Annotated in this window: 9 protein-coding genes; 3 read left to right on the top strand and 6 right to left on the bottom strand. The window is 72.0% G+C overall.

Annotated features, from left to right (window positions below; all coding sequences use genetic code 11):
- Together A3IC_RS53105 and A3IC_RS68405 are read left to right on the top strand one after the other, a co-directional pair.
- A partial coding sequence (locus A3IC_RS53105; RefSeq protein WP_020549518.1) for a GAF domain-containing sensor histidine kinase occupies positions 1-789 on the top strand: 789 nt, incomplete at its 5' end.
- Positions 790-1,039: 250 nt separating this feature from the next.
- The gene (locus A3IC_RS68405) at positions 1,040-1,225 is read left to right on the top strand and encodes a hypothetical protein (protein WP_158695849.1); all 186 of its coding nucleotides are present in this window, start codon (positions 1,040-1,042) and stop codon (positions 1,223-1,225) included.
- Between the two features lie 266 nt (positions 1,226-1,491).
- Here the strand turns inward: A3IC_RS68405 and A3IC_RS0107860 are convergent, their stop codons facing one another.
- From A3IC_RS0107860 to A3IC_RS68400, 5 genes are all read right to left on the bottom strand, one after another.
- Complete coding sequence (locus tag A3IC_RS0107860) at positions 1,492-3,480, bottom strand: M48 family metalloprotease (protein WP_020549516.1); 1,989 nt, start codon at positions 3,478-3,480, stop codon at positions 1,492-1,494.
- Positions 3,477-5,345 (bottom strand): hypothetical protein, encoded by a 1,869-nt coding sequence (locus A3IC_RS0107855; protein ID WP_020549515.1) that lies wholly within the window; start codon positions 5,343-5,345, stop codon positions 3,477-3,479. Before A3IC_RS0107855 ends, A3IC_RS0107860 begins: the two co-directional genes overlap by 4 nt.
- The gene (locus A3IC_RS66670; protein WP_020549514.1) at positions 5,342-6,508 is read right to left on the bottom strand and encodes a caspase family protein; all 1,167 of its coding nucleotides are present in this window, start codon (positions 6,506-6,508) and stop codon (positions 5,342-5,344) included. Before A3IC_RS66670 ends, A3IC_RS0107855 begins: the two co-directional genes overlap by 4 nt.
- Positions 6,505-7,761 carry a hypothetical protein gene (locus A3IC_RS0107845; protein WP_158695848.1) on the bottom strand — a complete coding sequence of 419 codons (1,257 nt, stop codon included), beginning with the start codon at positions 7,759-7,761 and terminating at the stop codon, positions 6,505-6,507. The genes A3IC_RS66670 and A3IC_RS0107845 overlap by 4 nt, the downstream gene beginning before the upstream one ends.
- A 577-nt stretch (positions 7,762-8,338) precedes the next feature.
- A complete protein-coding gene (locus A3IC_RS68400) occupies positions 8,339-8,542 on the bottom strand; it encodes a hypothetical protein (protein WP_020549511.1) in 204 nt (67 codons plus the stop codon).
- Positions 8,543-9,509: 967 nt separating this feature from the next.
- On the opposite strand from A3IC_RS68400, the gene A3IC_RS61950 reads away from it, so the two are divergent.
- Positions 9,510-10,874, top strand: coding sequence for a pentapeptide repeat-containing protein (locus A3IC_RS61950; RefSeq protein ID WP_020549509.1), 1,365 nt, complete (start codon positions 9,510-9,512; stop codon positions 10,872-10,874).
- A 467-nt stretch (positions 10,875-11,341) separates the two neighbouring features.
- On the opposite strand, the gene A3IC_RS0107820 is transcribed toward A3IC_RS61950, so the two are convergent.
- On the bottom strand, positions 11,342-12,454 hold a 1,113-nt coding region (locus A3IC_RS0107820), incomplete at its 5' end, for an AMP-binding protein (protein ID WP_020549508.1).

The raw sequence follows: 12,454 nt of genomic DNA, 5'->3' as shown, positions 1-12,454 counted from the left end.
GATCTCGGCTCGGCGTTCCTGTTGCCGCTGGGCACCCACGAGCGCATCCGGGGTGTGCTCCAGGTCGCCAACCGGGCGGGGCGCCCGCAGTTGTCGGACGCGGTGGTGCGCATGGTCACCGGCTTCGCCGACCACGCGGCGCTGGCCCTGGAGATCGCGGAGCGCCGCCGCGACGCCGAACTGTTGACCGTGCTGCAGGACCGCGACCGGATCGCCCGGGACCTGCACGACCTGGCCATCCAACGCCTGTTCGCCACGGGTATGACGCTGCAGAGCGCGACGCGCTTCATCGAGCACCCCGAGGCCCTGGAGCGGGTCGAATCCGCGGTGGACGCGCTGGACGACACGATCAAGGTGATCCGGTCGACGATCTTCTCCCTCAAGGCCCGCGGCCGCGACACCGGCACGGGACTTCGTTCGCGCTGCCTGCGCGAGGTGGACACGGTCACCGAAATGCTCGGCTTCGCCCCGACGTTGCGCATCGACGGCCTGCTGGACACGCTCGTGCCGGAGCCGATAGCCGCCCACGTAATCGCGGTCCTGCGCGAAGCACTCGCCAACGCCGCCCGGCACGCCCACGCAACCCGCGTGGAGGTACACGTGGAGATCCACGACAAGCAGGTGCGGGTACGTGTGCGCGACGACGGGGTGGGCCCGCCGGAGAGCCCGACCCGCGACAGCGGCCTGGGCAACATGCGAGAACGCGCCGAAACCCTCGGCGGCACCTGCTCCTTCGGCCCGTCCCCCGAAGGCGGCGCGCTTCTGGAATGGTGCGTCCCACTGGGCTGACGGCGGCACGCGGCGCCTCGCCGTCGGCACGGCTCCCCGGCCCCGGGCACCGTTGCCGGGCCACAACACGCATCCCGTATTCGCCGCCCACGGCGACCTGCCGGCCACTCTCGGTCCCTCCTCGAATCATGGCCGGGTATGGGAGGTCGGCAACCCGGAGCATCCCGCGGTCGTCTTCGAATTCGCCGGCCAGGCCGCCGCTTTCGCCCCCGACGGTGGCCCCCTCGTCGTCGCGGGGGATGAGGAAACCGTGCTGACATGGTCGACCCGGAACTGGGAAATCGTCAGCGCGGCACGCAGCCGAGTCGTGACCGCCCCCGGCCAATCGGCGTACTTCACGTTCCCGGGTGTGGGACCCGACGGCAGGACCGTCGCCACAGCCGACCCGTTGTCTTTGCGCACGTGGACGATCAACGTCGACGACGCGATCAACTGAACTCAAGTCTCCGCAACGGCGACTGCCACCGGCCCCGACCGGACCGAACCGGCCTCCGCGCTCCCCACGTGATACCTGAACGGCCCTACCTCCAACACCGCTTCCACACGGGCTCGACGGCCCTCACCGAGACGGCAGGGCCCGCGAGGCGGCGAGCGCACTGGGTTCGAACGTCGAGATCCCGTCCGCCGGCATCCGAGACATGGCGTACATGACGCGATTCGTCCCCGATCCTCGACGCGATGCGGTCCGTCGCGGCCGGCGGCTCAACCCCCCGGGCCCAAGGTCCGCAACGGCGGGTGGATCGGCGTGAGTTGCACCCGACTCGGGAAGACACGGCCCGGGTCACCGGGACGGCTCCCCGTCGTGCCGAGCCCCGGCGGCCCACCGCCCCCCGGCCGCAGCGGCTGATACGTCGGGACCGGTTCCTCGTGACCGTGATCCGGGTCGTACACCGCGACGTACACCGCGACCGCCACGCTACCCACGACCAACGCCCCCAGCATCAGCGCGTTGAACACGTTTCCGGCCCGGCGCTCTTCCCGCGTCGGCCAAGTGAAGAGCACTCGCCGCCACCGGGGGGTGAAGTCGATCCCGACCTCATCGGCCGCATCCGCGCCCCCATCGGCGTCGTGAGCGGCCGCGCCCCGGTACCGTCCGGGTGGGGGACTCGCCTCGAGGTCGACGCCGATCGAGTTCAGAAGTTCGCGAAGGCGGGTCGCCTCATCCGGGTCGTGTGGCGCCCCCCGCACCAGGTTCGAGTACGGGGGTATCGCTCTGATCGCCTCCACCAGGCCCGGCTGCGTCCACGAGGGCACCCACCGGGCCAGTCCGGCGGCGACGAGCGCCTCGCCGACCAGGGCCGCCAGGTGGACGGTGAGCTCGTGACGGTCCCGTGGGACCTCCGCCGCGGCGGGGGTCCCACGGTCTGCCGCGACCTCGGCCGTCAGAGCGGTGGCCAACCGGGCCCCGTGGCCGCTACGGAGCAGATCCAGAACCTCTCCCACCCCGGGGTTCGGCGTGTCGGATTGCTGCGCCGCGACGGCCCGCAACCGATCCGCGGCGTCGCCGGCGAGCAGTGCCGTGATCCGGTATCGCCACTCGTCGTTGGGCAGCGGGCGCACCGCCGGCGAGGGCAGCCCGATCTCGCTCTTGCCCCAAAGGCGGCGGGCGCTGAGGTCCCAGTCGCCCAGCAGGGCGACTGCCGGCCTTCCGGGGCCGCCGTGACGCCCGGACGCCCCGCCCAGGGCGGCGATCCGCCGGGCGAGGGAGGGGTGGGTGTCCCACGGGGTGCGTTTCGGCTCGGGCGGCGACATCTTCACCTGATCGACGATGGCCCGGTGGGCGACGTCGTCGAGCATGGCGGCGAACAGGTCGAAGGGCCGTTCGGGGACAATCCCGTGCTCGCGGCCCGGCGCCACGTAATCCGCGATCAGCCGGTCCCAGGAAGCAGTCAATGCCCCCAGTGCCCGAAGGGCGTCGACGACGACGCCGCGCCCGTCGACCGTGGCGGATGGGCCGGCCGCCGGCGGCACCGCGACGCGCGCGGCGACCGCGTCCGCCTCGAACTCCTGTCGCCGGCCCATGGCCAGGGTCAGCAGGTCGAAGCACTTGGTGTAGCCGATGAAGAACCTGCGCAGCACCCAGACGAAGGCGGCGGTGTGGGAAGCGACCCGGGCGGCGAGTTCCAGCCGGCGAAGGACTTCGCGCAGCGACTCACGGGATCGGTGGGTGATCGCGAGGAGCCGAGTGTGTCGGCCGGCATAGTGACCGAGTTCGTGGGCGATCACCGCGCGCAGTTCGTCGTGGGTAAGCCCGAGCACCAGGGGCAGCCCGAGGTACAGGCGGCGGCGTCCGCCGACGAGGCCCAACAGCCACGCCTCCTCGGTGACGGCGGCGTTCACCTCGGCCACCAGACGGATCTCGGTCGGCGGCGACGTGCCGACCGCGTCGGCCAGTTGCCGGGTCGTACTCCACAGCAGCGGTGCCTGCTCGGGCGTGAGCGGCACCGACCCCTCGTCCGTGAACGTCGGCCGGCTCGCCGTGGCGAGTCCCCAGCAGAGCGCCCCGACCACGGGCACCGTGATCAGCGCGCCGAGCGGGTTCGAGGTGTCCGCCGCGTCCGTCGTCTCCGTCAACAGGGTTTCGAAGACCAGCACGGCGTCCAGCATCGCCAGACCCAGGACCAGCACGTAGATGCCCACCAGGAGTCCGACGGCGACCAGTGCCCGCAAGGTGGTCACGACACCGCTCACCGCGGGGCCTCCGGGTTGAGGGAAGCAAGCTCCGCCGCCACCCGGCTCGCGACTCGGCGGCGCCCCTCGTCGTCGTTCTCGTACGAGGCGCGCAGCCATGCCTGGGTTCGGTTCAGCCACGCCCGGAGCAGGTCGTTCAGTACGTCCCTGCCCTCACCCGCCGGTTGCGCCACCAGGTCCTCGCCGAGCCGCCGAACACCGCCGCGGCGCGTTCCGGCCAGGAGCGGTCGCCCCAGGGATCGACGGGCCTTGTCCAGTTCGGCGCTCACGCCGCGCCGACCGGCGTCGACCTCGGCCGCGATCATCGGTACGGCCATCCGTTGGAGGCAGTTCAGTTCGATCACGACGCGCTGCCGACGCGAGAGCGCCGCCATGGCCGCCAGTGCCCGTAACGCGTCGGTGGTCTGGGCGGCGCTCGCGTCGGAGGGCGGGACGAAGCGCAACCCGGCCCTCGGGCGAAGGGCCGGTCGCGTCCGGGCCCGCCAGCCATTGCGGGCCAGCCGGCGGTGGAGCCAGGCGTCGGGCAGGGCCTCCGTCGTGGGATCCATCTCTCGCGCCGCCATCAGATACGCCTGACGGACCAGGTCTTCGGCCTGTTGCCGGTCGAGGCAGATCATGACGGCCTTGGCCGCGGCGACCGGATACGTCCTGCGGACGAAGTCGTCCAGCCACGCCGGCTCGGTCGTCCCCGGGGTCTCGTCGGCGGACCGGCCGGGATCCGGCCGCCGCGGGCGCTTCAGCGAGGACACGGTGACGGCGTCGTCCGGGATACCGTCGGGCGCGGGCCGGCCGGGAGCGTCGGGAGCGCTGCCGTGGAACGCGAGCAGCGGGGCGGTGGTGTCCGCCGCGGCCAGGTAGCGTCCCGCAACACCGAGGGCGTCTTCGAGCTTCGCCGAGCGCAGGCATTCCACCAGGATTCGCAGTCCTTCGGTACACAGGGGCATACCCTGCGCGGCGGCCGCCGTGAACGCGGCGCGGATGGCCTCGGCCGACCCGGCCTCGGCTCCGGTGCGCATCCGCTCCAGCAGGTGTCGCGCGGCGATGATCGCACCGTCGGGGGTTCCTGCGGACTTTTCGAGAACGGCGGGCGGCCAGGAGTCGGGTGCGCGTCGGGTGCGCAGCAGGTGGTAGCCGAGGGCGATCGCCTGCATCCCGGTAAGGGGGTCGGCGATGTCCTCCGCGACCGCCTGCGCTTGACGGGCGGCGCCGATCGCGAGATAGCCCAGCAGGGCGTGGGCGGCCGGATCCGGTTCCGCGCCGAGGACGGTGCAGACCAGGCGTGGCGGATGCGGCCGCGAGGGTCGTACCGTCACCGAGGTTCGCGGTCCCGCCGGCAGGCGCAGCAGCTGCCACGGTGTGTCACGGCTGCCGACCTGGAGGACGGCCGGCTCCGGCGCCGGTCCGTCGAGAACCAGTCGGATTCCGTCGGGCGCCTCATCGATCGCGTGTACCGCGAACGGCGCCGTCCGCCATCCGCCCGAACCGTGGATCCACTGACGCATCCAGACGTCGGTGTACCGGGGGTCGGCGAAACTGCCGAAGTGCGCGGTGTGTTGGGGGATCAGGAGTGCTGTCTCGGCCAGCCACGGGTGCGGCGCCAGGTCGGCGAGGGAAAGGGGGTATCGGGGTTGCTTCGTCCGGCCGCGGGCCACCCGCACGAACTCCCCGCCGATCCGGCATCCGGAGGGCAGGAGGGCGTGGACGGCGTAGGTGCCCGGCGCGAGGGCGATCGGGCACGGCCGTCCTACGGTGAGGAGCCCGGTGGCAACCGTGCGATGGTCGAGGTCGACCACGTCGAAGCAGACCGGTGTGCCTGTGGTTCCGGCGTCGGGAGGGTCCAGGGTGACGGTCAGTCCGGTGGTCACTGCGACCCCTGGAAGCCGACTCGGGAGTGGGGCGGGTAGACACTGTGTGGTCGCGAGACGTCGGCGGCGGCCGACTTGGCCCGCAGCGTGTAGATGCCTGCCCGGACCGTCATCCGCCACTCGTCGGCCGCCGGTCGGCCCGCGTCCTCGGGCACGCGCCGGACCTGGCCGCAGTCGACGGGCGGAAGGTCGCCCGGGTGCAGGGGTGTACAGGTCAAGGACGCGGGCGCATCGGGTTCGGCGGGACGAAAGCTGACGGTCAGTCGGGCCGACGGGGCGTGGTCGAGGACGCACATCACGGCGTCGCCGAGGTTGTTGGCCTCCACTCCGCGATGGAGCGACGCGACGTTCATCTCCTCCATCAGCAGCAGGTCGATGGATCGGCGGATGCCCGCCATGCTGACCACCCATCGTCCGATCTCGTCCGTGGTGGCGGCCTGCCCGTCGAGTGCGCGCAGCAGGGCCCGGGTGAGGTAGGAGACCTCCGCGCGCCGGCCCCACGCCTCGCCGAAGGCGGGCAGCCGCAGGGTCAGTTCGTTTTCGCACACGCCACGTCCGAACAGGTCCGGCCGGGCGAGCGGTTGAACGCCGGCGGGTCGCAGGTCGAAACAGTCCGTACGGCAGGCGTCGATGACGAAGCACTGCGTGCGTGGCCCGCGCTGTTGGAGCGCGAGCCGGGTCTCGTCGAAGTCGATGGCCTGGGCGAACGGTGTCGCGCCGTACCGGTTGAAGTCGCCGGCGAGGAGCAACTGGGCGTCGCTTTGCAGGCCGTGGCCGCAGAAGTAGAGGACGGCGGCGTTGTCCGGGTCGGCCGTGCAGCGCACCAGCCACGTTTCGAACGCGTCCCGGATGTTGTCGATGGTCGCTTCCCGAGGAGCGGGGTCGAGCCGGTCGGGTAGGCGGTCGCCCGCGGCGCACGAGATCAGGAGATCCACGCTGGCGAGCGGGAGGTTCCCGACGCTCGGGCCGCCGTCGACAAGGCGCCGGGCGAAGGCAAGCGCGGAGCGCGGGGGCGAGGTGAGTTGACGCATACCGTCGAACGCGAGGCAGTGGCGCGGATCGGCCTTCTCCCCGCCGGGGAGATAGGGGTATCCGCCGACTCCGATGACCAGCGCGTGCACGGCCGGCCCGGCCGACCGCACGTCGTGGAACAGGGCGGTCACTGCCTCGGCCCCACCTGGGACACGGCCGGGGACGGATCCTCGCCGTCGTCGGGCGGCTTCACCTGCCCGGACATCGGCGCGCGGCCCACTCGCGCCGCGAGCAGGCGGTGGAAACTCGGCCGGAGGAAGTAGGCCGAGTGCGCGCCGAGCAGCCCCGCTCCCGTGGAGTAGCGGTAGTCCTCGGCGTCGGCGAAGATGCCGCCGACCACGAACGCCATGACGTCGTCCGGATCGAAGACGTTGATCCACCGCCCCAGGTTGGGCAACGCCGGGACACGGTCCACGCTGGGGTCCCTTGGGGCGGCGACGGCCTGGAACAGGTCGAGTTCGGCGAAGACGCCTACCTGGGAGCCGACCGTCACCAGGCTGTCGCACGCCAACTCGGGGCGCAGGCAGGACAGCAGGTCGTAGACGATGTTCCCGCCCATGCTGTGTGCGACGATCACCAGCCGCGGATCCGCGACGGTGCGTGCCCGGTCGCCCGCCTCGATCATCTCGGCGATCACACGCGCGATCGCACCGTCGGGGCCGTGCTGTTCCCGCTGGCGCAGATAGCTCAGGACGTCGCCGAGGAAGCGAGAGACCGCGTGGTGGGTTCGCGAGCGGCCGACCGACACCAGTCCCGTGGTGGCGGCGCGGGGAGCGGCGGCGGCGATGCGGGCGAGCCCTTCCTGGAGCCGACCCACCGCGACCCGCCGGCGGCTCCCGCCGAAGGTCTCCGTCACCGGGTCGCCGTTCTGGGTTCCGGCCGGTAACCGGGTCAACAGCCGGTCCAGGAAAACCCGGTCGTCGGTCACCTCGGCCGACCACGTCGGAGTGGGCTGCCGGTCGGCGTAGGCCGCGGCGGCGACGGCGAGTCCGGCCAACTCCCCCGCCTCCGCGGCCTGGGCGCGCTCCGCGCTCACCGTCCACAGCAGATCGATCGCGTCCGCCAGGCACGTGCGCGCGACCGCGGTGACCGGCGCGGTCGCCGCCGTCCGGGGAAAGGCCGCGAGTGCGAAGGCCAGCGCCGGCCAGTCCTCGGACATGGTCGCGCCGAACCGCTCCTCGCTGTGGTCGGGCAGCGACGCGTGTGCCCAGGCGAACCTGCTCGCTGCGTCGCCCCAGTAGGCGTCCAGCACGGTCAGGGCATCGGTGGGCACACCCAGCGCGGGCCCGAGAGACGCTCTCAGCAGGGCGGATCGCTGGGCCGACGACCGGTCGTACGCCGGCGAGCGCCGCGTGGCCACCCCATGCACGAAAACAACGGGCACGCCGTCCCCTCCCCCCGGCTCCCCGAACCCGAGCCGAATCCCGTGCGAACCCCCGCCCGCGGACCACCACTCCCGCCCTGCGCCGCCATCGCGCCCGAACGAAAAGCTATCGGCTACCCATGCCCGGCGAGGGCATTTCGCCCGACTCGCTCCGCACCGCCCCCGGATCACCCCTCCCCGGACCCGCAAAGGTCCACGGAGCGAGGGGCGCCCGGGTCGGGACGTGAAGGCGAACCACTCTCACGACCACGACGAAGATGCGTGGGCAACCTCGGGTGCTCCGGCTGTCGGCGATCCGTGTGCGGTCGGGACCCGGGTTCCGAACGTCGGCATCGACGTGTTCGGCCACCCCGTCCCGTTGGGGAACGCCGAGATCTCGATGCCCGACGCCGAGGTCTTCGATGTCACGGCCGCCGAGTGAATGTACGCCGGCTTCCGGGTCCGCGAGGGTCAAGGCCCCGGCCCGAGCCGGCGAACCTCATGGCATCCGCATCGGCAACGGCGTCGTGAAGTTGATTCTCGGTAGTAGTGACGCGCCCGCGTGGAAGACCGATGGCCCATTCGCCCATCAACGCGTTCACCTCCGGGGTTCGTCCATCGTGGTCCACGGCCTTGGGGTCTCGAGCGCGTACGACTGCGGGGTCGGGGCCTGCGTGGAGGCGGCGGGGGCGCCCCGCGGTGTGGATTCGCCGTCGCCGGCGAGGTCGAACGGACCCACTCCGACTGCGACGAGGACACCGACGACGGTGGCGAACGTCCCGATCAGGGTGAGGATCGGCATCAGCCGACCGTTCCCGTCGCCGCGGGAGGGGGAGGCGCCGGCGGCATGGGCCCATGCCGCCGGGCATCGACGCGCCGTACGGGCCGGGCGGATGGGGCGTCGACACCGTGTCGGCGATCCCGGTCGTACGTCCGCGTTCATCCCCTAACGCAAGGAGTCTTCGCGTACCGGTCAGTCCGAGGTCGCGGTCGATCCATGTCCGAGCGAGGCACAGCGGAGGACCGCCCGGCCATACCCGCACCGGGACACCGGCGCTCGGCCGAAAGTCGCGAACCCACATCGCGGACGCACACGAACCTTCGGATACAACCGGCCGGCGGTCCACGGGCGGCCGAATGCCGTGGCGGACGGGTCGGACCGCGGTTCGACGCGAGTCGCCGAGGCGGCGCAGCGCGTCGTCCAGGTCGGCTTGGGCGTGGTCGAGCCAGGTGGTGGTGATGTCGGTACCGGCGGTGGTGCGGTCGGGGCGCCGGACGGCACCGGTACGAAGGACTGGGTCGGAACGCGGGTGTGGTTGGTGTCGGGAGACGAGTCGCTCGACCCCTGGCTGCTCGGGGACGCCGTGAGCGCTGGACCGATTCGGACCGGGGTCGTCGAACTCTGTCGGCTGAGGCCCGCGCGTTTCGCCGGTCCGCCTGCGGGGTGGTCGGTCGGGCTCGTAACGTGGGTGGGTGTTCTCGCCGATGCCGGTGACGCCGCCTTTGCCCCGGTCGGGTCGCAGCCGGGAAGTGCGTCGTGTGGTGGGATCGGTGACGGGCACCGTTCCGGCCGGTGACCCGCGCGGGCCGGCATGCGCTCGACGGTGTTCCGGCGGCCGGTTGCGGGCCGGCGAGGGGTCGGCCGTCGCCGCAGATGTGTCCCGATGCGCCCGCACACTCCGGTCGCGCTACTCGGCTGCCGCAGTCGAGGAGTCGCGAGGCCCGGCCCGTATCCCACTCGCCCCTGATCCGCTCTCGAGAGGTGGCCCGTGATCTCCCTGCACGAACTGCGCACGCGCGGCGACGACGTAGAGCAGGCCGTCCTCAACTTCGCCCGCCTTCATCCCCGCACCGACGAGACCCCACCCCGTCGAGCGGAGTCGGTCCCGATCCGGCTCCGCCGGGTGTTCCATCGCCTGTGGCGGACGCGGAGGTCGTCGACGTCGACAGCGGGGCGTGGTGCGCTGCCGGCACACCGGGCCGACCTGTCGGCGGCAGTGCCCCCACCCGGCGACGAAGCCCTCCACGACTGGGGCCGTGCCGAAGGGCACTGGACCCGTCTCGTGCGCACCATCGAGGGCGGGGGCACCGCCTCCACCACCGCCGATCGGATCCCGCCGCGGGCCGAGAACGCGGCCTTGGACCTCCTCCTGGTTTTCGATACCCCCGACCGCCGGTTCGGTTGTCCGATGTGCCGGATCCTCGATCGGTCACTCCCGGGTGAACGCCCCGCCCCGGAGATCGCAGTGGACCACGAAAGCCCCGGGCGCGACGACAACCCGGGCGCGACCACACGCCAGGCCGCCGTCCTGCGGGGCCTGCTCCTGCTCGCGGCTCCGTCCGCCCCCAGCAAGGCGATTACCATCGCCGCCAACGTCATCGCCCGTCGCTCCGACGCGCCGACACCGCCCACCGGGGCCGTGTCCGAAGCCGCCGCGCTCACCATCGGTCGCCTCGGCGGCGACGCTTCCCGGTACCTGGCAGGCGCGAACCTGACCGACGCCCAGTTGCCCAACGAGGACTTGAGGTGCGCGAACCTGCTCGGTGCGGACCTCGTCGGCGCCCGCCTGGTCAAGGCGAATCTCTCGCGCGCGAACCTGACCGGCGCGAACCTCGCGCGCGCGGAGCTGACTTGGTCGGATCTCCATCGCGTGGACCTTACCGGTGCGAGCCTGACCGGTGCGGACCTGATTGAGGCGGATCTGACGGGTGCGGTCCTGGCGGACGCGAATCTGACCAGGGCCAATCTGTCAGGCACGACTCTGACGAACGCCGATCTGACCGGCGCGGACCTCACCGCCGCGCGCCTGAGCAATTGGCCCCCCTTTTTCGGGGGCGCGGTCCTCGTCGACGCGGACCTGACGGGCGCGGACCTGACCGACGCGGACCTGGAGGGCGCGGACCTGACCGGGGCGAACCTCTGCGGGGCGCGCCTGACCCGCGCGGATCTGACGCGTGCGCAGCTCGGACGCGCGGTTCTGGCCCGCGCGGACCTGACCGACGCGACGGGCGTGCAGGTGGTCGCCGGGGTGGTGTGGGATCGGGAGACACGATGGCCCGAAGGGCTCGCGGACGACTTCCTCGCCCGCTCCGAGGAAACGAACCCCGGCGTGTTCCGAGTCGAAGGCGACTGACCACTCGAGCGGCAATTCCGGCTCGGCCAGGACCATCGCCCGGGACCCAAGGTCCGCGGCGCTGATCCGCGCGTGGACTTCGGCCCACACCCTCGACCCGCTCCTCGGCAGAACCCTGGGGGCGATGCCGATGGCCCGGTCGACGGCCTCCGGTGGCGCCCCCGAGGCCGGCCGGACTACGGATCCGGTTCGCGGACGGGCGGGTGGTGGGAGCAGCGGAAGCCGCCGAACGAGATCCCCCGGCCGAAGTCCTGGCGAACCCTCGGTAGTTGAGCCCGATTTTTGCATGGGTCCGAGCTGGTCACTCGTAAGCACCGATACGCGGCGGCCGTCGGGGAGTTCCTCGGCGGCGGTCTTGAACCCGGTGAAGCCGTCCATCGCGACGACGTCCACGGCGTCGCGCCCGGCCGGCGCATGAGGCGAACCAACCCGGCCCCCGTGCGTATGAGGCCAAGAGCCGCTCCGCGTCAACGACGCGCCGCCTCCTCCGCGGCCCGCGCCCGGAGCTCGAACTTCAACACCTTGCCGCCCGGATTCCGCGGCAACTCGGTGACGAACTCGACCGCCCGAGGCACCTTGTAGTTCGCCATCTCCCGCCGGCAGAACGCGATGACCTCCTCGGCCGTGACCTCCGCCCCCGGCCGCAGCAGCAGGTACGCCCTGCCCACCTCGCCCATCCGCGCGTCCGGCACACCCACCACCGCCGCCTCCGAGATCGCCGGGTGCCCCGCGAGCACCGACTCGATCTCCGCCGGGTAGGCGTTGAAGCCCCCGACGATGAACATGTCCTTGATCCGGTCGGTGATCCTCAGGTTGCCGTGCCCGTCCAACACGCCCACGTCGCCCGTGTGCAGCCAGCCGTCCGCGTCGATCGCCCCGGCGGTCTCCTCCGGGTCCTCGAAATAGCCCTTCATCACGTTGTACCCACGCACCCACACCTCGCCGGACTCGCCCACGGCGGTCGGCTTCCCGTCCCCGTCCACGGTGACCACCTCCACCCCCGGGATGGCCCGCCCCGAGGTGGACGAGACGACCTCGGCCGAGTCGCCCTGCCGGCACATGGTGGCCGTACCGCACGACTCCGTCAGCCCGTACGCGGTGAGCACCGAGTCGAAGCCCAGTTCCCGCGCCATCCGGGTGACCAGGGACAACGGCACCGCCGCCGCCCCGGTGACCGCGAGCCGCAACGAGGACAGGTCGTACCCGCCGGCCCCCTCACGCGCCACCGCGTCCAGGAGCGACGTGTAGACCGTCGGCGCGCCCGGCAGCACGGTGACCCTCTCCTGCTGGATCACCGCCATCACGGCGTCGGTGTCGAAGACCGCCTGCGGAATCATCGTGGCCCCCTTGATCAGGCTCGCGACGATCCCCGCCTTGTACCCGAAGGTNNGGAAGAACGGGCTGACGATCAGGTACCTGTCGCCCTCGACGACACCGACCACCGACGCCCACGTGTCGAACACGCGCAACGTCTGCGCCTGGGTGGTCATCACACCCTTGGGCCGGCCGGTGGTACCGGAGGTGAAGATGATGTCGCCGATGTCGTCCGGACCCACGCCCGCCTTGCGGGCGTCCACCTC

It is taken from the genome of Embleya scabrispora DSM 41855 (assembly GCF_000372745.1).
In the GTDB taxonomy this organism is placed as follows: domain Bacteria; phylum Actinomycetota; class Actinomycetes; order Streptomycetales; family Streptomycetaceae; genus Embleya; species Embleya scabrispora.
The sequence above is the reverse complement of the archived record's forward strand: the minus strand, read 5'-3'. Positions and strand labels throughout refer to the sequence as shown.

Bases quoted from the DNA above. Each gene is read 5' to 3' on its own strand.
- A3IC_RS68400 (WP_020549511.1), bottom strand. From the start codon at position 8,542: ATGCCGATCCTCACCCTGATCGGGACGTTCGCCACCGTCGTCGGTGTC.